Here is a 20,677-nt window from a genome sequence, read left to right as displayed (position 1 = left end):
GATTCCCATGGGCCAACCGAATACCCGTTTGACCACCGCCTTCGCTGCCAACCGCACGGTCGAGGAGTTCATCGAGCTGGCGCGGGAAATGCGCCACAAGCTCCGTGAAGAACAGGAGGTGAGCGACGCGCAAGGCACCTACAGCCCAGCCCTGGACGAATGGTTCCGGGAGCATGGCTTCTATCGGTTGCTGCAACCGAAACGTTATGGCGGATTCGAACTCAGCCTGGCCGATTTCTACCGGATCATGATCGAGATATCCCGCGGCCACCCCGCCCTGGGCTGGAACCTGACGCTGGGCGCCGCCCATAGCCTGACCTTCGCCTCCCACTGGCCGAAGGAGGTACAGGATGAAGTGTTCGGCGCCGATGGCCATTTCGTCGCACCTCACCGGGCGTTTCCCGGCGGCACCTGCCAGCGGGCACGGGGTGGCTACCGGCTCAGCGGCACCTTCAACTACTGCACCGGCGTGACCTATTCGACGCACGTCATCGTTACCGTGGTCGACGTGGATGCCGGCCCCGCTGCGCCTCACCTCAACTGCCTGGTGCCGCGCTCCGACTACAGCATCCTCAAGGACTGGGGCGGCAGCGAAACCTTGGGGATGCGTGCCAGTGGCTCGAACAGCATCCGCCTCGATGATGTGTTCGTGCCTGAACGCATGGTGACCGCCTTCTCGGGTTTTTTCGCCGGCCAGGATGTCACCACGGGCACCCACGGCACACGGTTGCATGGCAACCCGTTGTACCTCGGCTACCTGATGTTGCCTTACCACGCCAACCTGCTGGCTCCGGTGATCGGCGCCGCTCGTGCCGCGCTGGACGAATACAAGGCCCTGATCAAGGCCACCCCGCAACCGTTCGCACCGCAGCACAAACGCGCCGAGGACCCGAACTTCCAACGCGCCTACGGTCAGGCCATCGTTCTCACCGAGGCGGCCGAAGCCACCTTGCTGCAGATCTGCGAACAGCATCAGCGCCTGGCCTACCGTTGGCGCGAACGCGGGCAAGGCATTTCGGTCGCAGAAAACGTCAGGGCCTGGGGCACGCTGCAGCAGGCCGGCAGGCAGGCCTGCGAAGCGGTCGAACTGCTGTTCCGAACGGCCGGCACTTCGCAGGCGCGCTGCGATTCCAGATTACTGCGCTACTTCAGCGACGTGTCGATGTACCGCGGCCACGTCGGCGCGCAGTGGGAAACCTTTGCAACCTATGTCGCCCGCGCCGAACTGGGAATGCCCCTGGAGTTTCTTCAGCTATGAACACTGCACCTACCCAAGGAGCGTCGATGTCTCGAACCGGCAAGCAGTACCTGAGCGCTGTAGACGACGGGCGCGAAGTCTTCATCAACGGCGAATGCATCACCCGCCACAGCCAGCACCCGGCCTTCCGTGGGGCAGTCGAATCGGTGGCGCAACTCTACGATTACCAAGCCAGCAACCCGCAAGAGATGACCTTCGAGACCGATCAGGGGCTGCAGATCAGCAAGGCCTGGGAGCTGCCTGAACGGGCCGAGCAACTGGTCGGCCGCGCCCACGCGTCGTTGGCCTGGGCACGTCAGAGCATGGGCTGGCTGGGCCGCAGCCCCGATCACGTGTCGGCGGCCCTGGCGGGCATGATGACGCACCTGGAAGTGTTCGAGGCTTACTCGCCAGACCGCGCGGCGGCGCTGAAGGCCTATTTCGAATACGCCCGCGACCGTGACCTGTACCTGACCTATACCATCGTCAACCCGCAAGGTGACCGCTCACGCAGCCCGGGTGAACATGAGCGCAACCTTTACCACACGCTGGGCGTGGTCAAGGAAACCGACGCCGGCATCATCGTCAAGGGCGCCAAGATGCTCGGCACCGCGGCGGTGCTGGCGGACGAATTGCTGGTGGGCGTGCAGAACCCTTTGAAAGCGGGGGTCGATGACCGCTATGCGCTGTCGTTCGCCATGCCGCTGAATGCCCCCGGCATCAGGATCCTCTCGCGCAACTCCTACGCCGAAGGCAAGAACAGCTTTGATCACCCACTGAGCAGCCGCTTCGACGAAAACGACGCCTTGATCTACTTCGACGATGTGCTGGTGCCCTGGGAACGGGTGTTCGTCTACCGCGACACCGCGATGTGCCGCCGCCAGTTCCACGGCACCGCCGCCGAAGTGCTGATGGATACCCAGAGCCTGGCGCGGCTCACGGCCAAGCTGCATTTCCTCACCGGCCTGGCCCAGCGCATGACGGAAATCACCGGGGTCAGCGACTTCCCGGCCGTCCGCGAAATACTCGGCGAACTGGCCTGCAACACCCTGATGATCGAGGGGCTGTTCAAGGCGTTGGTGCACTGCCCGGTGCAGCATGGCAAATATCAGGTTCCGGATAAAAAGCACTTGTACATGTGCCAGGCGGTCGCGCAAACCGTGTACCCGAAATTTATCGAAGCCATTCGCAAGCTGGCGGGCGGTGGCGTGATCATGCTGCCGTCGAGCATCCACGACCTGTCGCACCCGCAGGCCCGTGAGCTGATCGAGCAAACCCAGTATTCATCGATAGCTACGCCCCTGGAACGAGTGCAGTTGATGAAGCTGGCCTGGGACGCCATTGGTTCGGAGTTCGGCTCGCGCCATCTGCAGTACGAAATGTTCTACTCAGGGCCGCATTTCGTGGCACTTTCCCGGGTCCACAGCGAGTATGACTGGGAAGCCGCCAAGGAACTCGCGGTGTCGGCCCTGGCGGACGCTTCAACCTACCAGTAAGTCCTCAAGACGCGGGCTGATCAGTCATCCCGCGTCAACACTTCGAGCAACTCGATCTCGAAGGTAAGGTCCGAATTCGGCGGGATCGCCCCCATGCTGCGTTCACCATAACCAAGGTGCGCCGGCACCTGCAGCTTGCGCTTGCCGCCCACGCGCATGCCCATCAGGCCTTGGTCCCAGCCCTTGATCACACGGCCGGTGCCGATCACGCACTGGAAGGGCTTGCCGCGCGACCACGACGAATCGAACTCGCTGCCATCGGCCAGCCAACCGGTGTACTGGGTGGTGATCAATGCACCTTTGACGGCAGCCTTGCCGTCGCCCTCGACGAGGTCGGTGATCTGCAGTTCGCTGCTCATGGGCATGCTCCAACGATTAAATTCAAGGCCGCCCTTTTCTCAGGAATGCACAGGTTTGGCAAGCTCGCGTAGGGTTCCGTGCTGGCGCATAGACCACAGCACCCCGCCGATCACCAGGACGATCGCCGCCGCTTCCAGCAGGCTCGGCCCGGCTTGGCGCCAGAGAAAGGCATACAACAGCGCGAACAAGGTTTCGAACACGATCAACTGGCCGCTCAAGGTCAACGGCAACCGCTTGGACGCGGCATTCCACAGCGCGGTGGCCAGCCACGAGCCAAGCACCGCGCACCCCAGGCAGGCAGCCCAGAACAGCCCCCAACGGGCCACCGGCGCCTCGACCTGCAGTTGCTGAGGCTGCCACAGCGCCAGCACCGCCATCATGACCACGCTGGCCAACCCCGTCATTACCCCGATCAACACCGACCACTGATGGCTGTCGAAATGCCCGCACTGTTTGAGACAGCGGCTGTTCTGCGTGGCGTACCAAGTCCAGCAGGCGAGCGCGGCAAGGGCGTAGAGCAGCCCCATGAACTTCTCGGCGATATCGCCCGGGGCGAACGCGAAGGTTTCCAGGTTGATGCACAAGATGCCTGCCAGGATCAGCGCCAAGGGGCCGACAAGGCGAGTAAGTGGCACCGCGCCGCTGTCGTTGCGACCGTACAAGGTGATGGTCAGCGGCAGCACCCCGACGATCAGCGACGCGGGCGCCACACCGAGGCGCTGAATGGCTGCCACCAGGCAAACGAAGTACACCAGGTTGCCGACCACTGCCAGGCGCAGCAGCATCCAGGCATCACGCCAGGTGAGCTGGCGCAACTGCCGCGCCATGGGCACGGCCAGCAGCAGCGAAATGATGCCGACCAACCCATAGCGCACGCTGCTCAAGAGCATCGGGTTGAACTCCGGCAACAGCGCTGGAACCATCAGCACCAGGCCCCACAACGCACCGGCCCCACCGGCATACATCACACCGCGCTTCACGTCTGTGCTCCCATTCGATGATCAGCGCAGGCTACCGTTGTGCGAGGTGCCAGGCAAAGAATCTTTCAGCCGAGTTGCTCGAAGGCTTGTTGCCCTGTCAGCTCGGTGGTCTGGTTAGCGAAGCAGTACCAGGCAGGTTTCTGCTCGACGAAGATCTGCAGGTCGAAATCCCAGGACTCGTCGCCATCCAGCAGGCCCACTGGCACCGCGTAAAAATCATTGGCTTTGAGCCGATAATAGAGGTGTGTGCCACAACGACCACAAAAGCCGCGCTGGGCCCATTCGGAAGAGTCGTGAACGCTAGGCGCAAGCCCTTCGAACAGCGGCGGTGTACTGCAGTGCACGACCAGCAGCGGCCCGCCGCCCCATTTCCGGCACATGCTGCAGTGGCAGGCACCGACACTGCGGCTGTCGACATTGGCAACGATACGGACAGCGCCGCACAGGCATTTGCCATGCACAGTGGGAGAAAGCATCGCGTAATCCTCTATATATCAGCATTACAAACAACAGTAGCACTGCTGAACAAACGTATGCCGTCACCTGGTATTTTTGCCAGTTGTCTGGGGCCGAGTTTGTTGAATACGCTGACCACTCCCATCCTACTGATCTCACGGTGGTCCCCATGCGCGTACAAGCCACATCGTCCAAACCCTTGCTCTTTCGCGTGATGCGCCCCGCCATCGTTCCTGGAATACCGCTCGTTCCCAAAGCGCTTGCCGGTAGGCTCAACTTTCACCAGAGTATGTATTACGACGATTATCTCGACGTTCAAGTACCTTCATTTCAGGGCATGTCCGGACAATCGATCAGGGTGGAATGGGTTGGCCGCGCCATCACATGGACCAGCGATCCGCAGCCCCCCCCCACACCACAACTCCTCACATTCCAGGTTCCCCGACTTGAAGTCATAGACAGCATTGGGCACACGGTAACTATCAGGGCTGTCGTCAATGACACAATCCGTTCGCAGGCCTTTGCGCTCATCATTGAGCCTCAAGTTTTAGTCCTGCCAGAACCCCAATTTCACGCGCAGCCTAACGAGGCCACTGACGCCGTATCGCTGCTATATTCAGGCCAACAAGATCGCCACACAGGTCGTGTACGATGGCACGGCAGCATCATTAGGGACACTGATGAAGAGGACTTGCAAGAAGGCCGCCGGGAATATTTCCAGATCAATAGAAGCTGGATCCAAGAGAATTTAGGAAGGGAGGTCCTCATCAACTACACCGCCCGCAGGCCGGGAGATTCGCAATCCTGGTTCTCCCAAGTGCTTCGAATGAATTTTTAAATATTTCCTGCTGACCATCTACTTCCTCACACGCACAGCCATTACAAACACGGGGAACTTATCGGTTCCCCGTGCTCATGAAACAACACCAAAACCTAGCATTTTTGTCAGTTGCACACCCCCATCGATCTTCTTAACCTGTTCGCAACCCGGGCCAATTTATCAACGCTTTGCCGATGCTCTAACGATCACTTGGAGCACGCGCCAACACGCCCGAGGTTCTAACTGATGAACAGATTGTTGCTGCTGCTCCCTTCCCTGCTGCTGGTCGCCTGTACCACGCAGGAGCCCGCTGCACCGCCACCCACACCCCCGCAACTACCCGTTGTCACCGTGATTGATGGCGCTGCTACTGCAAAAGCATTGACCGAGCGTTATCTCAAAACGCCCAGGAACTGTGGTAGTGACTCACAACCGGCATTTCTGTGTTCCGGCATCATTCTGCGAGCCACCACTTACAGTTCTGCCTTCGACCCGTGGGACCCAAACCCTAAAATAACGAAAGGCAGTGTTTCGTTTTCCTACCTGCGCCTCGACAACAACTTCAAAAGCTTCGCCTGGAACTCGCAGAGGCCCAACGGCTTTGTTTTCTACCCCATCCTGGGTACACCGGAAGGCAAGCTCGACATCCCAGTTTTGTGCCACTTCCCCATGGATGGCTGGACCAATAATAGGGTTGAGCGTTTAGGCTGCGGTGTATACCCAGGCGTCGCCGGAAGCCAGGCTTGCCATCAACAAGGTATCATCACCGGCGAACTATGGAGGAAGGCATACCCACCGGGTGTTTCAGGCAACAGAATCTGCGGCTTTGATGTCCGCGATGAGCTCAACAACTATGCTGGCCCCAACTTCTACGCCGCCATGCAAGCCAAATGGCAGGACAGCAGGTATTTCGTCGAGCACAACGAAATGTTGCTGAAGGATTGGGGGCAAGGCAAGGGCCCGGTGCTGCCGATCCAGGCGTTCTTCTATGCGCCGGGGGGGCTGGAAGACGCACGCGCCAGCAAGCGGCGCTACCTCGCCAAGTACTCGATTGATGTGCCGGTCATCAGGATTACATTGCCAACCGTGGCGAACGGCACCGCAACGTTCCAGTATCTGTCCAGCGATCAATGAAATTCGGGGCCGGTGTACCTCGTCTGCCTTGAGGTACACCTCCCCGGGTCATAGGTACACCAAGCCCCGCAGGAACAAAGCCGCTCGGCCACTGATGATCACCCGGCCATTGCCGGGCACCTGGCACTGCAACTGCCCTTTGCGCGCCCCACCTTGTTCGCAGCTCAACACGCTGCTGCCCAACAAATCGGCCCATATCGGCGCCAGTGAGGTATGCGCAGAGCCAGTGACCGGATCTTCGTTGACCCCGACCCGTGGTCCGAACCAGCGGGTAACGAAATCGAAACCACGGCCAGCCGCAGTCACCGCGACCCCACGCACATCGAACGCCGAAAGCGCGACGAAATCGGGTGTGAGCGTATCGAGCAGCGCCGCGTCATCGATCACCACCACATAGTCGTCAGAGCGGTAGACCCCCTTGGCAGTCCGCAAGCCCAGCGCTTCCAACAACCCGGCCGGCACCTCGACGGCCAGCGGCTGCTTGGCCGGGAAGTCCATGCTCAACAGGCCATCGGCGCCTCGACTGACGCGCAGTTCGCCGCTGCGGGTGTTAAAGCGCAGCACCTGGGTTTGCTCACCCAGCTGTTCGAACAACACATAGGCCGACGCCAGGGTGGCATGACCGCACAAGTCGACTTCGACTGTGGGGGTAAACCAGCGCAGGTCGAAACATTCACCGTTGCGTACGAAGTAAGCGGTTTCCGACAGATTGTTTTCTTCGGCGATGCGTTGCAGCACGGCGTCCGGCAGCCAGCTGTCCAGCGGAATCACTGCAGCAGGATTGCCACCGAAGGGTTCGGCGGAAAAGGCATCGACCTGGAAGATTTCGAGTTGCATGCAAACGCTCCTTGTAGCCCGGGCAGCGCCGGGCGGGTTCGAAAAGGGTTATGCGTAAACGGGCGTGAGCACCGGCTCACCGGCAAAAAACGCCTGCAGGTTACGCAGCACCAGGGTCACGGTATCGCGCGCGGCTTCCGGCGACTGGCCGGCCACGTGGGGGGTGAGCACGGTATTGGCGAGGGCCTTGAGGGCGTCGGGTACTTGCGGCTCGTCATCGAACACGTCGAGCGCGGCACCGGCGAGCTGGCCGTGTTGCAGGGCGGCAATCAGGGCCTGGGTATCGACCACACTGGCCCGGGCGATGTTCACCAGGTAACCCTCGGCGCCCAGTGCGTCGAGCACCTGCGCATCGACCAGGTGACGGGTATTCGCGCCGCCGGGGGTAGCCACGACCAGGATGTCGACGGCATCGCCCAGGTGCTGCGGGCTGTCGTACCAGGTGTAGGGAACGTCCTGGCGCGGTGTGCGGCTGTGGTAGCTGATGTGCATGTCGAAGCCGAGGCTGGCACGTTTGGCGATGGCCAGGCCGACGGCGCCCAGGCCGAGAATGCCCAGGCGCTTGCCACTCACCGAAGGGCTGATCGCCCGATTCCACTCGCCTCGACGGGTGCTGGCATCGGCGCTGGGGATGTTACGCAACAGCGCCAGCAACATTGCCAGGGTGTGGTCGGCCACGGCGGCGGCATTGGCGCCGGCGCCATTGGTGACGGTGATGCCACGGGCTGCGGCGGCAGCCAGGTCGACCTGCTCGTAACCGGCGCCGATGACGCAGATGATCTGCAGCTTTGGCAATGCTTCGATTTCGGCAGCCGTCAGACCCAAGGGGCCACGCGTGAGTACGGCATCGATTTCAGCGGCGTGGCGCGCAATGGCGTCGGCACGCAGCTGGGGGGAGGGAGCGCGGATCAGACGGTAGCCGGCCTGTTCGAGCAGGGGCAGGTAATCGTCGACGGTTTCTACCAGTACCAGGACTGTTTTGCTCATGCCGCTCCTCCTTGGAGATCAGAGGGCATTATGCGCAATCTGCGGGTGCATGCCGATGGGTTTTTGGCGCTCTTGAGATCGAGCGCCGCCCGCGCGGCGCATCGCGGATGAATCCGCTCCTACCGTTTGTTGCAACGTACCATGGCCTGATAGGCCATGGTTGTCAGCCTTGTTGGCAATGACCTATTGCGCGAACGCCCGGCCCAGGCCGCCCGGCACACCACTGCTGTCGGTCTCCTGCCATGGACCCTCCGGGCTCAGCGACCAGCTCCAGCCGTTATTCTCATAGCGGTAATAGGTGCGCTGCCGGTAGAAGGTGTTGGGCTTCTTCTCAAGCACATAAACACCCAGCTTCGGGTCCCAATGGCTGGCACCGCCCGGTGGCGGTGCAAAGCTCGCGGACGTCCGTGGCATCGGTTTCGGAATGGCCGCTGGCTTGCTCGGCTGCGTGGAGGGCTGGCCGCCGGGCAATGGCTTGACCACCGGTCCCTTCTGCGGCGGCACCGTCTCGATTGGCGGCGCCGGCTGTTCGTATGGCTCACGCACGGTACACGCGGACAAACCCAGGGCCAGGGTGATCAGGGTCAGGCGGACGGCGTTTCGCATGGCAGGGTTCTCTTACAGGTCTGGGCTGTCGATGGTCAGGTGCTGGGTGCCCTGGGTGCTGGTGGCCAAGGGTGCGCCCTGGCCGATCCACTCGCCACGAGTGGGTTGGCCGGCGCGCGATACACGTGCAACCAGTTGGACTTCGGCGAAGTCGGACAGTTTCATCTGCGGCATCATCGCATCGGCGTCAGACAGCTCGACCTCCAGCGGCAGCTGCGCCACGGTCACCCGCTTGGCTGCCAGCGGCATCGGTGGGCCATTGCTGGCGCGGGCGAAGATGAACACCGTGTCGTCGGGTTTGACCTTGTCCTTCAGCGCCGCCGCCAGCTCCACGCGTACTTTCAGGCGCGCGGCAACCGAGGCCGCAGGTTTGCCCAGGCGCTCGGCCGCTCGGTCGATGCCGCCTTGCAGCGCCGCACGCGAAGCGTCGCCCGCGGGCAGTTGCGCCAACAGACGCTTCCAATAGTCGATGGCCTCCTGATAGCGCTCGCCTTCAAATGCGGCGATGCCCCGCAGGCCAAGGCTGGTGACTTCGTTCGGATCGGCCTTGAGCGCCTCGTCGGTCAGCGCCTGCACCTGCGCGCTCCATTGCTTGTTGGCAGCGAAATACAGGGCTTGGGCCAACTGGCCCAGCAGTTCGGGCTGACGCCCGGCCAACGCCAGGGCCCGTTCATACGCCTTGGCCGCATCCCCCGGGCGCTGCTCGGCCATGTAAGCACGGCCGAGGAAGTACAGGCCTTCGGCGGAGTCCGGCTGGGCCTCGACGGCGCGCTCCAGGCGCGTGGTCATCTCTTCCATCGACTTGGGCGCGGCGGCAAACTCCTGGGTCAGCTCGACCTTGTCGGCGGCGCCAAAGTGCAGGTACAGCCCCAGCGCCATCAGCGGCACCAGCACGGCGGCCAGCAACGGCAGCACCTTGCCCAGGTGGCCCTGGCGCGGCGCCTCGGCGCCTTCGGTGTCGGCCAGCAGTTCACGAGCGGCTTCGTCGCGGCCACTGGCCAGTTGCGTGTCGTCCAATACACCGGCGGCCTGCTGGGCAGCCAGCTCGGCAACGCGTTCCTGGTACAGGGCGACGTTCAGTGCGGTACGGTCTTCTTCCTGCTGACGGCCACGGCCGCGCAGGATCGGGATCAGCAGAAAGCCTAGGGCGGCGAGCAGCAAAAGGCCCGCGCTTAGCCAGAATTCAGTCATGATTGCGTTCTTTTTCCAGCAGTTTGGCGAGACGCTCGCGTTCTTCGACGGACAGCTCATGGGAGCCTTGGGCAGCCGGGGTGCGGCGCCTGCGGACGATCACCGCCAGGGCCACGAAGCCGCCGACCAGCAGCAGACCTGGGCCGAACCAGAGCAGCCAGGTACGCCCACTGAGCGCCGGCTTGTAGCGCACGAAGTCGCCATAGCGATCAACCATGAAGTCGACGATCTGCTGGTTGCTCTTGCCTTCGCCGAGCATGCGGAAGATTTCACGGCGCAGGTCGGCGGCGATCGGTGCGTTGGAATCGGCGATGTCCTGGTTCTGGCACTTGGGGCAGCGCAGTTCCTTGGTCAGTTGCTGATAACGCTCACGCTCGGCGTCGTCGCGGAACTGGTAGGTATCGATGGCCGCCCGGGCCATGCCAGCCAGGCTCAAACCGAGCACGGCGGCTGCAAGCCAGCGCTTCATGGCTTGGCCTCGTCGACCAGGCCCTGATACAGCGGCGCCAGCTGCTCGCGCCACACCGTGGCATCGACGATGCCGACGTGCTTGTAGCGAATGATGCCTTTGGCGTCGATCAGGAAGGTTTCCGGCGCGCCGTACACGCCCAGGTCCAGGCCCAGGCTGCCCTGCTCGTCACGGATGTCCAACTGGTACGGGTTGTGGAAATCGGCCAGCCACTTCACCGCTGCGGCATTGTCGTCTTTGTAGTTGATGCCATAGATCACCACGCCCTGCTGGGCCAGCTGATTGAGGTACGGGTGCTCGACCTTGCACGACGGGCACCAGGTGGCCCACACGTTGACCAGCGCCGGGCGGCCCTGCAAGTCGGCCTGGGTCAGGGTGCGGTCGCCCTGGGTCGAGGCCAGGGAAAACGCCGGGAACGGCTTGCCGATCATTGCCGAAGGCAGCTCGTCGGGCTTGAGGAACAGCCCTTTGTAGAGGAAGACCGCCATCAGCAGAAATACCGCCAAAGGCACCACCATGATCCAACGCTTCATGCAGCTGCTCCAGATACGCCCAGGACATCACGCACCCGGGTCTTGACCTTGACGCGGTAGCGCCGGTCGAAGGCCGCCAGCAAACCGCCCAGGCCGGTCAGCAGACCGCCCAGCCAGATCCAGCGAACGTAAGGCTTGATATGCACGCGCACGGCCCAGGCGCCGTTGTCCAGCGGCTCGCCGAGGGCGACGTACAGGTCGCGGGTGAAGCCGGCATCGATGCCAGCCTCGGTCATCATCGACTGTTGCACCGTGTACAGGCGCTTCTCCGGATGCAGCGTGGTCACTTCACGGCCGTCGCGGCTGACCACGATGGTGCCTTTGTCGGAAATGAAATTTGGGCCTTCGAAGTGCTTGGCGCCCTGGAACAGGAACTGGTAACCGCCCAGTTCCACGCTTTCGCCCGGGGCCAGACGCAGGTCGCGCTCGGCGCTGTTGTTGCTCGACAGCACCACGCCCAGGGCACACACCGCCAGGCCCAGGTGCGCCAGCTGCATGCCCCAGTAGCTGCGGGAGAGGCCGCGCACGCCTTTGGCCAGGCCTTTGTGGCGGGTCTTGTCAAATATGTCGCGCAGGCCACTGAGCACCACCCAGGCGGCCAGGGCGAAGGCGGTGAGCGTTGGCCAGTCGAAATCGTCGACGATGAAACCAGCTACCGGCGCCAGCACCGCGCTGCCGATCAGCACCGGGGTCAGCATGCTGGCCAGCCATTTGCCGGGTGTGTCCTTCCAACGCACGACCACGCCGACACCGAGGACGATCATCAGCAGCGCCATCAGCGGCAGGAACAGCGCGTCGAAGTACGGCGGGCCGACCGACAGCTTGGCTCCGGTCAGGGCATCGAGCACCAGCGGGTAGAGCGTGCCGAGCAGGATCATCGACGCCGCCACCACCAGCACCAGGTTGTTGGCCAGCAGCAACGTCTCGCGCGACCACAGGGCAAAGCCGACCTGGCTCTTCACCACCGGAGCGCGCAGGGCGAACAGGGTTAACGAACCACCCACCACGAACAGCAGGAAGATGAGGATGAATACGCCGCGCGACGGGTCTGCGGCGAAAGCGTGTACCGAGGTCAGCACGCCGGAACGCACCAGGAAGGTCCCCAGCAGGCTCAGCGAGAAGGCGGCGATGGCCAGCAGCACGGTCCAGCTTTTGAACACCCCGCGTTTTTCCGTCACTGCCAGTGAGTGGATCAGCGCGGTGCCCACCAGCCAGGGCATGAACGAGGCGTTTTCCACCGGGTCCCAGAACCACCAGCCGCCCCAGCCGAGTTCGTAGTAGGCCCACCAGGAGCCCAGGGTGATGCCCACGCCGAGAAACGCCCAGGCGACGATGGTCCAGGGTCGCGACCAGCGTGCCCAGGCGGCATCCAGGCGCCCACCCAATAGCGCGGCGATGGCGAAGGCGAAGGCCACCGAGAAGCCCACGTAGCCCATGTACAGCATCGGCGGGTGAACGATCAGGCCGAAGTCCTGCAGCAGTGGGTTGAGGTCGCGGCCATCGGTTGGCACTTGTGGCAACAGGCGCTGGAACGGGTTTGAAGTAATGATGAGGAAGCTCAGGAAGCCAACGCTGATCATGCCCATCACCGCCAGCACTCGCGCCAGCATCACTTGCGGCAACTGCCGCGAGAATACCGACACGGCAAATGTCCAACCGCCGAGGATCAGCGCCCACAGCAGCAACGAGCCTTCATGCGCGCCCCACACGGCGCTGAACTTGTAGTACCAGGGCAAGGCGCTGTTGGAGTTGCTGGCCACATAGGCGACCGAGAAGTTGTCGGTCATGAAAGCGTGGGTGAGGCAGGCGAAGGCGAAGGCTAGAAAGGCAAACTGCCCCCAGGCCGCCGGGCGCGCCAGGCTCATCCACAGGCTGTCACCGCGCCAGGCGCCGAGCAGCGGCACCGTGGCCTGCACGACGGCGAAGCAGATCGCCAGGATCATCGCCAACTGGCCAAGTTCGGGGATTACCAAAGCGGCGTTCATGGCTTGGCCTCCGCCTGGCCGCTCTCTTTCAGGGCCTTGGTGACCTCTGGCGGCATGTATTTCTCATCGTGCTTGGCCAGCACCTCATCGGCCACCACCACGCCCTCGGCATTGAGCTTGCCCAGGGCGACGATGCCCTGCCCTTCGCGGAACAGGTCGGGCAGTATGCCACGGTAGGTGATCGGCACCGATTTGTTGAAATCGGTGACCACGAAGCGCACGTCGAGCGAATCGCCCGAGCGTTGCAGCGAGCCCTTCTCGACCATGCCGCCAGCGCGAATGCGGGTGTCCAGCGGCGCCTCGCCATTGGCGATCTGCGTCGGGGTGTAGAACAGGTTGATGTTCTGTTGCAGGGCGCTCAGGGCAAAGCCGACGGCCACCGCGACCCCGGCCAGCAGGCCGAGGATCAGGAACAGGCGTTTCTTGCGCTGCGGATTCACAGGTTGTTCTCCCGGCGCAAACGGCGCGCCTCTTCTTGCAGGTAGCGACGGCGGGCCAGCAAGGGCGCGGCGACATTGACCGCCAGCACCGCCAGGCAGATGCCATAGGCCGACCAGACGTACAGGCCATGGTGGCCCATGGCGAGGAAATCGCCGAATGAAGAAAAGCTCATCACGCGGCCCTCCGACCCAGGCTGTTCATCACTTCTTCTTTGACCCAGCTGGCACGCGCTTCGCGCTTGAGTACTTCAAGGCGCATGCGCAGCAGCAGCACGGCGCCAAAGAAACAATAGAAACCCAGCGCCGTGCACAGCAGCGGCAGCCACATCTCGGCGGGCATCGCCGGCTTTTCGGTCAGGGTGAAGGTGGCGCCCTGGTGCAGGGTGTTCCACCACTCCACCGAAAACTTGATGATCGGGATGTTGATCACCCCGACGATGGCTAGCACCGCACAGGCCTTGGCCGCGCTGTCGCGGTTACTGATCGCCTGGCCCAGGGCAATGATGCCGAAGTACAGGAACAGCAGGATCAGCATCGAGGTCAGGCGTGCGTCCCACACCCACCAGCTGCCCCAGGTCGGCTTGCCCCAGATGGCACCGGTGACCAGCGCCACGGCAGTCATCCAGGCGCCGATAGGCGCTGCGCATTGCAAGGCGACGTCGGCCAGCTTCATCTTCCACACCAGCCCCACCACCCCGGCCACCGCCAGCAGCACGTAGCAGGACTGCGCGAGCATCGCCGCCGGCACGTGGATATAGATGATGCGGAAACTGTTGCCCTGCTGGTAATCCTCAGGGGCAAAGGCCAGGCCCCAGACCACCCCGGTGACCAGCAGCAGGATGGCGGAGACGGCCAGCCACGGCAGCATGCGGCCACTGATGGCATAGAACCATTTCGGGGAGCCCAGCTTGTGGAACCACGTCCAACTTATTTTCATCAGGGTACATCCAGGGTATTTGCCGGGCTTGATAGCCCAGGACTCGTTATTCGCCGACGCTGATCTTCAGGCCGGCCGCTATCGCAAAGGGTGCCAGGGTGACCGCAAGGGCCGTGAGGCTGGCCAGCCAGAGCAGATGGCCGGTGGCCGGCATATTCTGCAATGCCGCCTGCAACGCACCACTGCCCAGGATCAATACAGGGATATACAACGGCAGAATCAGCAACGCCAGCAGCAGGCCGCCACGCTTGAGGCCAACGGTCAGCGCCGCGCCGACCGCACCCAGCAGGCTCAGCACCGGGGTGCCCAGCAGCAGCGAGCCGAGCAGCACCGGCAGGCAATGGCTCGGCAACCCCAGCATCAGCGCCAGCAGTGGCGCCAACAATACCAGCGCCAGCCCGGAAAAGATCCAGTGTGCCAACACCTTGGCCAGCACCAGCAAGGCCAACGGATGTGGCGACAGCATCCACTGCTCCAGCGAGCCGTCCTCGAAATCGCTGCGAAACAGGCCGTCGAGCGACAGCAGCACGGCCAGCAAGGCCGCTACCCAGACCAGTCCAGGTGACAAGGTTTGCAACAATTGGCTTTCCGGCCCAACCGCCAGCGGGAACAATGCAACGACGATGGCGAAGAACACCAGCGGATTGGCCAGCTCGGCCGGGCGGCGGAACAACAGGCGCGCCTCGCGGCGCAGCAACAGGATGAATACGCTCATGCCGCCCACTGCCCCAGGTTCAATTCACGGTAGCCAGAGGGCTTGCGGCCCAAGGTGTGGTGGGTAGTCAGCACCACCGTGCCACCCTGCTCGCAATGGGCCGCCAGGTGCGCTTCGAGTTGGGCCACGCCCTGCTTGTCAAGGGCGGTGAAGGGTTCGTCGAGAATCCACAGCGGCGGGCTGTCCAGATACAACCGAGCGAGTGCAACCCGGCGTTGCTGGCCGGCAGACAGGGTGTGGCAGGGAACGTCTTCGAAACCGCGCAGGCCGACGGCCGCCAGCGCCGCCCAGATCGCCTCGCCAGTCGCAGGCTGGTGCAAGGCGCAGAGCCAGGTGAGATTCTCTTCTGCGGTAAGCAGGTCCTTGATGCCGGCGGCGTGGCCGATCCACAGCAACATAGTGGCCAGGGCGTGGCGCTGCTCGGCCAGAGGCTGACCGCCCAGCAGGATCTGCCCGGCGGTCGGCTGCATCAAACCGGCCAGCAAACGCAGCAGGCTGGTCTTGCCACTGCCGTTGGGGCCGCTGATCTGCAGCATGTCGCCGGGCCGCAGCTCGAAATCGAGGTGCTCGAACAACAGGCGCCAGTCGCGCTCGCAGGCCAGGCCCACGGCTTGGAGGTGAAGGGTCACGGTTTCGCCTTATCTATATGCTTCTCAAGTCGTCCCCCGCGCTGCCGTTATACTGGCAGTGGCGAACGGCGGGCATTATTACATGCGCTGACACGCTGCCAAGAGGCTTGGCCCCACAGGTTGTATACAATCATGACTGAAATCAATAGTCTCGGCGCACAAACCGTCATCAATCCGCAGGCGATCAAGGCCGCGCTGACGGGTGAACTGCTGAACCTGACGCAAGCGCAACCCGGGTTGCTCAAACCGGGTGAAACCGCGCAAGCCGAAGTGTTGACGCTGCGCCAGGCGGGTAGCGAGTTTCAGCTGGTGCTGCGGCTGATGCAGGCCAACGGTAACCAGACCCAACTGCAGGCCACGACCAGCCAACCCCTGCCACAAGGTAGCCAGATCACCGTCAGCCAGCCGCAGAGCAACCGCCTGGCGGTCATGGTTCAGCAGGCCAACGCCAGTAACGTCACCACCCTCACCCAGCTAGACACCAGCAAAGTGCCGGTCGGCACCCTGCTGCAAGGCAAAGTGCTGACCAACCAAGCGCTGCCGGGTGACGGCGCCAGCTTCCGCTCCCTGGTCAGCCTGCTCAACAGTGCCCAGGCCGGCGCCATCCTGACCATCGACAGCCCGCGCCCGCTGCCAATCGGCAGCCTGCTCAGCGCCCTGGTACAGGGCGATCAGTCACTGCGCTTCGTACCCCTCAGCGGTCGCCAGGAACAGTTGAACATCGCTCAGCAGTTGCTCACTCAGCAAGGCCGTCAGGCGTCCCTGCCCGGCCTGCTCAATGCCCTTCAACAGATCGCCAGCAACCCAGCCAACGACGGCGAACTGCGCAGCACCGCCAACAGCCTGCTGGCTGGGCTTTCGGATGCCCGTCAACTCAGCGATGGCAAAGCACTCGCCCAGGCCCTCAACAACAGCGGTGCCTTCCTTGAGGCCAAGCTGATGGGCGGCCTTGGCGCCAGCGTAGCCACGGACCTCAAGGCACAGTTGGTCAGGCTGGTCGCCCAAGCCTCAGCGAACGCGCCAAGCCCGATGGTCGCGTCCGCCACCCTCGCCCAGGCCCTGCCGGCCATGGCCCGCAGTGCGTTGGGCATGCTCGACCGGGTCAGCCCAAAGACCGCCCCGGGCGCATTCCCGCTGCCCTCACGGCTGCTGCAGGCCATGGAAAACGAAGGTGATCTGCAGCAGCTGCTGCGCCTGGCCGCCGCCGCCATTTCACGCCTGCAGAGCCACGCCCTGAGCAGCCTGCAGCAGTCCGGCACACTGGATAACGGTAACCTGCAAACCACCTGGCAGACCGAGATCCCGGTACGCCACGGCCAGGAGTTCATCCCGCTGCAGGTCAAACTGCAGCGTGAAGAAACCCCTCAGCAGCAGGCCGAACGACGGCGCGAGCCGCAAGACGCTCCGCAGGCACTGTGGCGCATCGACCTGGCCTTCGACCTGGCGCCGCTGGGGCCGTTGCAAGTGCAGGCACAATTGGCCCAGGGGCGTCTAACCGGGCAGCTGTGGGCCGAGCGTGAGCAAACGGCGCGGCTCATTGACAGCCAGCTTGGCCAACTGCGCGAGCGTCTGTTGGCCCGCGGCCTGGATGTCGGCGACCTGGAATGCCACCCTGGCATCCCGCCACAGGGCCCGCGCACGCGGGTGGAACAACGCTGGGTAGACGAGACCGCATGATCGACAAACCTCCCCGTCAGGCCATCGCCCTGAACTACGACGGCCAGCAGGCCCCTACCCTCACCGCCAAAGGTGACGAGGAACTGGCCGAAGCCATTCTGGCCCTGGCCCGCGAGCATGAGGTGCCGATCTATGAAAACGCCGAGCTGGTCAGCCTGCTGGCACGTCTGGAATTGGGTGATCAGATTCCCGAAGCCTTGTACCTGACCATCGCCGAAATCATCGCCTTCGCCTGGCGGTTGCGCGGCAAAGCCCCCCAGGGCTTCAGCGATCAGGTAGCGCCCGTCAGGGACATCACACCGGCCAGCGCTTTGCTGACCAGCGACGTCGTTTCACCCGCACAGGACAAAGGCAGCGCTATATAACACCGCGCGTGGTTGCGCCTGCTCATGCTGCAAGCGTCCAATCCAACCCGGTATCCGCCATGCAGCAACTCCCCGACGCCACACCTGCGCCAATCCGTCAGGCGTTGAACGCCTTCCCTCGCCCCGACCAGACCGCCGAGACAAAGCTGAGCGCCTGGCTCGCCACCCAGGGCATTACCGAATCGCCGTTGCAACTCGACGTGATCACCTTTCACTATCAGGTCGAATTGCAGCCGGGTGGCGTTGTGCGAAACAACGCGGTGATCACCGGAAAAATGAACCTGGTCGAAGCGTTCCTCGCCAACTGGCGAGGTGAAACCGCCCACGGCATCAGCAACTTCCACTTTGGCGACTGGGCCGGCAGCGTGCCGACACTGGCATTCACGCTGGTTGACCGCCTGAAGCCAGCGAGCGTGATCTCCAATGCCTCTCCTTATCTGATTTTCAACGGCCTTTACCGGCGCACCCAGCCTTCCCGTTATGCCCCGGATACACGTGTGCCTATCCGCGCCGAGGCCCTGCAGGAATTCATCGCCCATCAGGATCTGCGCACCCAGTTTACTGCCAGTCTCGATGCTTACTGGGCTCGAAGCGAGGCGCCCTACCAGCAGGCGCTGAAAATCGCCTTCATCCAGGCCTGCAACCGCCAGGTGCACGACCAGATCCTGTCCGAAGAAGGCCGTGACCTTATCTGGCGTGCAGCCGGTCTGGTCGATGCGGGCGACCTTGAGCTGTCGATGTTGAACGTGTACGGATACACATCGACCAGCATCCTGCAGCTCAAACGTTCCTCAAGTCCGCTCATGCTGCTTTACATTCCGGGCAACAGTTCGCCGCTGCATGAGTTCGACAATGAAGCCGCCATGAAACGCTGGTTTGCCGAACAATGCCGCGACCCTGCCATTCGCGAGGTACTCCTGACCCACTTCGCCCGTGCCGACTGGCCAGACGGCCTGGACTTCAGCGGCCTGCGCACCGCGCTCGAAGGCTTGGGGCTCTACCCCGCCCCGCACCACTTGAGTACGGATCGTCCGGGCTTTGCCACCAGTGGCGTGTGGGACCCGCAGCACATCGTCGACTACCGCCCGCACACCTACAACCCGCGTATCACCGGCGATCTGTTCCACGCGCTGGCCCAACGCCAAAAACACAGGAGCTACGCAGATTCGGCGCAGCAGATCATCAGTAACGCAGACATCCGCCAGCAAACCTGGAGCCATTACCTGAACATCGCCACCACGCTTCTGGCGCCACTGGTCATTGTATTGCCCGAACTCGCACCCCTGCTGGTGATCGGCGGTTTGGCGCAGTTCAGTCTGGGCCTGGATGCCGCCGTCAATGGCAAAAGCGTCAGCATCAAGGAGCAAGGCGTGAGCACCCAGGTGTATGGCTTGCTCAACGCCCTGGCCTCAGCGCCCGCTGCCCGCCTTGCCCCGCCAACGACAGTGTTTCGTTACGCTCGGCCGGGTTTTTTCAGCGCCTGGCGCCTGCAAGAGGTTCTGGACGATGCGGTAGGCGCCGCGCCGATCGTGCCGGACGTAGAAATCGACGCTGCAGAACTGAGTTTTCGTGAGGCACCGGTCATCTCTGCGGACAACATGGCTATAGTCGTCACCCGCATCGACCACCGCCTGAATCATCGCTTCATGGCCTGGTTGCAGACCGACCATGGCGTGGTGGCTGATTGGGTAGCGTACGAGTTCACCGCTGACCGCTTCGTGCGTTCGAGCGAAATGGCTTCGCTCGACCCGCCCCGCTGGGAGCTCAATGCCAGCAATCCCCATGCCCTGGTGCCGTCGACCGGCAGCCGAGTGGCCTCGCTGGCGCAACGGATGGCAACCTTGAAGGCCTTGGGCATCGACCTGCAATTGCCGGTGACCTTCGACGCGTTCGCATCGCTGGAACGCACGCCGATCCCTGCCGTGGTGCATAGCGTCTGGCTGGGTGAACGCCTGTTGAGCGGCACCTACCTCGAGGCATTGGCGCACAACGCCGAGATTTTGCGCATCAGCCGCTACCGCTACCAGATCTACCTGTCCCGGCAGAACCAGGCCAGTTACCTGCACAACATCGTTTTGCTGCGCAAGCACGCCCCTGGCGCCTTTATCATGCCGCTGGAAGATCAAGGCTTCTTCCAGGAATTCAAACAATCGCCTTATTTCCCGCAGTATCGGACTGCAATCAGTGAGGACGACAGCGCCCGCAGAAACGCGGCTTCAGCCTGCGACATCCTGCGTTACCGATTGCTCAACAGCCAGGGTGGTCTGTATCTGGATGCCGATGACCGCCTGCTGCCCATCAGCACAAACCAGGTCATCTCACCTCTGGAGCGAATACCGCTCAAGGCATCACCCAATGACCTGATACTGGCACCACCGGTTTCCAATGACCGCTTGGGCATGTACATCAAGTACAACAACAGCATGATTGGCAGCCACCCACAGAACCCAACGCTGGAAGCGGTCTCGAACGAGATTCTTCGGCGCTTCGAATTGGACCCAGGCTTCTACGCCCGCCGCCCGAGTCGACAGCTGCCGTCCGCCGCCTTTCTCGACTATTCGCGCAAACTGAGCCTGATGACCGGCCCTGGTGTCCTCAACGCCGTCATCGATACCGAGCTGCCGGCGCTCAGGCAACTGCGCGAGTGCTGTTCCCTGCTGGTTTCACCGCTCTTCGACTTGCACAGCGTTTTTGATCTCTCACGCTTCAACAAGGTCCTGCGCGAATACGCCCCGCTTGATCTCGTAGCCCGTACCGGAAGCGCCCACAGTTGGGCTGAGGAGCTGAACGTTTGAGCCTGTTCACGCGGGCGGCCAGGCACGG

The 20,677-nt window shown here is 62.9% G+C and carries 22 protein-coding genes; 7 read left to right on the top strand and 15 right to left on the bottom strand.

Annotation, left to right across the window (positions count from 1 at the left end; translation table 11 throughout):
• Nucleotides 1-7: 7 nt before the first annotated feature.
• Both ACIQUF_RS24360 and ACIQUF_RS24355 read left to right on the top strand, forming a co-directional pair.
• Nucleotides 8-1,258: a hypothetical protein gene (locus tag ACIQUF_RS24360; protein WP_403136201.1), complete on the top strand. Its 1,251-nt coding sequence runs from the start codon at nucleotides 8-10 to the stop codon at nucleotides 1,256-1,258.
• 26 nt (nucleotides 1,259-1,284) lie between these two features.
• A complete protein-coding gene (locus ACIQUF_RS24355; RefSeq protein WP_403136200.1) occupies nucleotides 1,285-2,733 on the top strand; it encodes a 4-hydroxyphenylacetate 3-hydroxylase family protein in 1,449 nt (482 codons plus the stop codon).
• A gap of 20 nt (nucleotides 2,734-2,753) precedes the next feature.
• On the opposite strand, the gene ACIQUF_RS24350 is transcribed toward ACIQUF_RS24355, so the two are convergent.
• From ACIQUF_RS24350 to ACIQUF_RS24340, 3 genes are all read right to left on the bottom strand, one after another.
• Entirely contained in the window at nucleotides 2,754-3,092 is a 339-nt protein-coding gene (locus ACIQUF_RS24350) for an FKBP-type peptidyl-prolyl cis-trans isomerase (RefSeq protein ID WP_403136198.1), read from the bottom strand.
• A 39-nt stretch (nucleotides 3,093-3,131) separates the two neighbouring features.
• On the bottom strand, nucleotides 3,132-4,073 hold the full coding sequence (locus ACIQUF_RS24345) for a DMT family transporter (protein ID WP_403136196.1): 942 nt from the start codon (nucleotides 4,071-4,073) through the stop codon (nucleotides 3,132-3,134).
• A 65-nt stretch (nucleotides 4,074-4,138) separates the two neighbouring features.
• The gene (locus tag ACIQUF_RS24340) at nucleotides 4,139-4,549 is read right to left on the bottom strand and encodes a GFA family protein (protein WP_403136194.1); all 411 of its coding nucleotides are present in this window, start codon (nucleotides 4,547-4,549) and stop codon (nucleotides 4,139-4,141) included.
• Between the two features lie 149 nt (nucleotides 4,550-4,698).
• Between ACIQUF_RS24340 and ACIQUF_RS24335 the strand changes: the two genes are divergently transcribed.
• Together ACIQUF_RS24335 and ACIQUF_RS24330 are read left to right on the top strand one after the other, a co-directional pair.
• The gene (locus ACIQUF_RS24335; RefSeq protein ID WP_403136192.1) at nucleotides 4,699-5,367 is read left to right on the top strand and encodes a hypothetical protein; all 669 of its coding nucleotides are present in this window, start codon (nucleotides 4,699-4,701) and stop codon (nucleotides 5,365-5,367) included.
• Nucleotides 5,368-5,595: 228 nt separating this feature from the next.
• Nucleotides 5,596-6,483 (top strand): halovibrin HvnC, encoded by an 888-nt coding sequence (locus ACIQUF_RS24330; RefSeq protein WP_403136190.1) that lies wholly within the window; start codon nucleotides 5,596-5,598, stop codon nucleotides 6,481-6,483.
• 48 nt (nucleotides 6,484-6,531) lie between these two features.
• Here the strand turns inward: ACIQUF_RS24330 and ACIQUF_RS24325 are convergent, their stop codons facing one another.
• The 12 genes from ACIQUF_RS24325 to ccmA form a co-directional block, all read right to left on the bottom strand.
• Nucleotides 6,532-7,320 (bottom strand): PhzF family phenazine biosynthesis protein, encoded by a 789-nt coding sequence (locus ACIQUF_RS24325; RefSeq protein ID WP_403136188.1) that lies wholly within the window; start codon nucleotides 7,318-7,320, stop codon nucleotides 6,532-6,534.
• Between the two features lie 48 nt (nucleotides 7,321-7,368).
• Nucleotides 7,369-8,307 carry a 2-hydroxyacid dehydrogenase gene (locus ACIQUF_RS24320; protein WP_403136186.1) on the bottom strand — a complete coding sequence of 313 codons (939 nt, stop codon included), beginning with the start codon at nucleotides 8,305-8,307 and terminating at the stop codon, nucleotides 7,369-7,371.
• Nucleotides 8,308-8,490: 183 nt separating this feature from the next.
• Nucleotides 8,491-8,913, bottom strand: coding sequence for a hypothetical protein (locus tag ACIQUF_RS24315; protein WP_403136185.1), 423 nt, complete (start codon nucleotides 8,911-8,913; stop codon nucleotides 8,491-8,493).
• 12 nt (nucleotides 8,914-8,925) lie between these two features.
• Nucleotides 8,926-10,104 carry a c-type cytochrome biogenesis protein CcmI gene (ccmI, locus tag ACIQUF_RS24310; RefSeq protein ID WP_403136184.1) on the bottom strand — a complete coding sequence of 393 codons (1,179 nt, stop codon included), beginning with the start codon at nucleotides 10,102-10,104 and terminating at the stop codon, nucleotides 8,926-8,928.
• On the bottom strand, nucleotides 10,097-10,573 hold the full coding sequence (locus ACIQUF_RS24305; protein ID WP_403136182.1) for a cytochrome c-type biogenesis protein: 477 nt from the start codon (nucleotides 10,571-10,573) through the stop codon (nucleotides 10,097-10,099). The genes ccmI and ACIQUF_RS24305 overlap by 8 nt, the downstream gene beginning before the upstream one ends.
• The gene (locus tag ACIQUF_RS24300; RefSeq protein WP_403136180.1) at nucleotides 10,570-11,106 is read right to left on the bottom strand and encodes a DsbE family thiol:disulfide interchange protein; all 537 of its coding nucleotides are present in this window, start codon (nucleotides 11,104-11,106) and stop codon (nucleotides 10,570-10,572) included. The genes ACIQUF_RS24305 and ACIQUF_RS24300 overlap by 4 nt, the downstream gene beginning before the upstream one ends.
• Nucleotides 11,103-13,091 (bottom strand): heme lyase CcmF/NrfE family subunit, encoded by a 1,989-nt coding sequence (locus ACIQUF_RS24295; RefSeq protein WP_403136178.1) that lies wholly within the window; start codon nucleotides 13,089-13,091, stop codon nucleotides 11,103-11,105. The genes ACIQUF_RS24300 and ACIQUF_RS24295 overlap by 4 nt, the downstream gene beginning before the upstream one ends.
• Nucleotides 13,088-13,531 carry a cytochrome c maturation protein CcmE gene (ccmE, locus tag ACIQUF_RS24290; protein ID WP_400795069.1) on the bottom strand — a complete coding sequence of 148 codons (444 nt, stop codon included), beginning with the start codon at nucleotides 13,529-13,531 and terminating at the stop codon, nucleotides 13,088-13,090. The genes ACIQUF_RS24295 and ccmE overlap by 4 nt, the downstream gene beginning before the upstream one ends.
• Nucleotides 13,528-13,704 carry a heme exporter protein CcmD gene (gene ccmD / locus ACIQUF_RS24285; protein ID WP_400795071.1) on the bottom strand — a complete coding sequence of 59 codons (177 nt, stop codon included), beginning with the start codon at nucleotides 13,702-13,704 and terminating at the stop codon, nucleotides 13,528-13,530. The genes ccmE and ccmD overlap by 4 nt, the downstream gene beginning before the upstream one ends.
• Entirely contained in the window at nucleotides 13,704-14,468 is a 765-nt protein-coding gene (locus ACIQUF_RS24280; protein ID WP_403136175.1) for a heme ABC transporter permease, read from the bottom strand. The genes ccmD and ACIQUF_RS24280 overlap by 1 nt, the downstream gene beginning before the upstream one ends.
• 46 nt (nucleotides 14,469-14,514) lie before the next feature.
• On the bottom strand, nucleotides 14,515-15,183 hold the full coding sequence (ccmB, locus tag ACIQUF_RS24275; RefSeq protein ID WP_403136174.1) for a heme exporter protein CcmB: 669 nt from the start codon (nucleotides 15,181-15,183) through the stop codon (nucleotides 14,515-14,517).
• On the bottom strand, nucleotides 15,180-15,812 hold the full coding sequence (gene ccmA / locus ACIQUF_RS24270) for a cytochrome c biogenesis heme-transporting ATPase CcmA (protein WP_403136173.1): 633 nt from the start codon (nucleotides 15,810-15,812) through the stop codon (nucleotides 15,180-15,182). Before ccmA ends, ccmB begins: the two co-directional genes overlap by 4 nt.
• A 132-nt stretch (nucleotides 15,813-15,944) precedes the next feature.
• Between ccmA and ACIQUF_RS24265 the strand changes: the two genes are divergently transcribed.
• From ACIQUF_RS24265 to ACIQUF_RS24255, 3 genes are read left to right on the top strand one after another with little or no spacing between them, the layout of a single operon-like run.
• Nucleotides 15,945-17,489: a flagellar hook-length control protein FliK gene (locus ACIQUF_RS24265; protein ID WP_403136171.1), complete on the top strand. Its 1,545-nt coding sequence runs from the start codon at nucleotides 15,945-15,947 to the stop codon at nucleotides 17,487-17,489.
• Nucleotides 17,486-17,854: an EscU/YscU/HrcU family type III secretion system export apparatus switch protein gene (locus tag ACIQUF_RS24260; protein WP_403136169.1), complete on the top strand. Its 369-nt coding sequence runs from the start codon at nucleotides 17,486-17,488 to the stop codon at nucleotides 17,852-17,854. The genes ACIQUF_RS24265 and ACIQUF_RS24260 overlap by 4 nt, the downstream gene beginning before the upstream one ends.
• Before the next feature lie 59 nt (nucleotides 17,855-17,913).
• The gene (locus ACIQUF_RS24255; RefSeq protein ID WP_403136167.1) at nucleotides 17,914-20,649 is read left to right on the top strand and encodes a dermonecrotic toxin domain-containing protein; all 2,736 of its coding nucleotides are present in this window, start codon (nucleotides 17,914-17,916) and stop codon (nucleotides 20,647-20,649) included.
• The last annotated feature ends 28 nt before the right edge of the window (nucleotides 20,650-20,677 follow it).

The sequence above is a fragment of the Pseudomonas sp. NPDC090233 genome, assembly GCF_044772285.1.
GTDB lineage: Bacteria > Pseudomonadota > Gammaproteobacteria > Pseudomonadales > Pseudomonadaceae > Aquipseudomonas.
The sequence above is the reverse complement of the archived record's forward strand: the minus strand, read 5'-3'. Positions and strand labels throughout refer to the sequence as shown.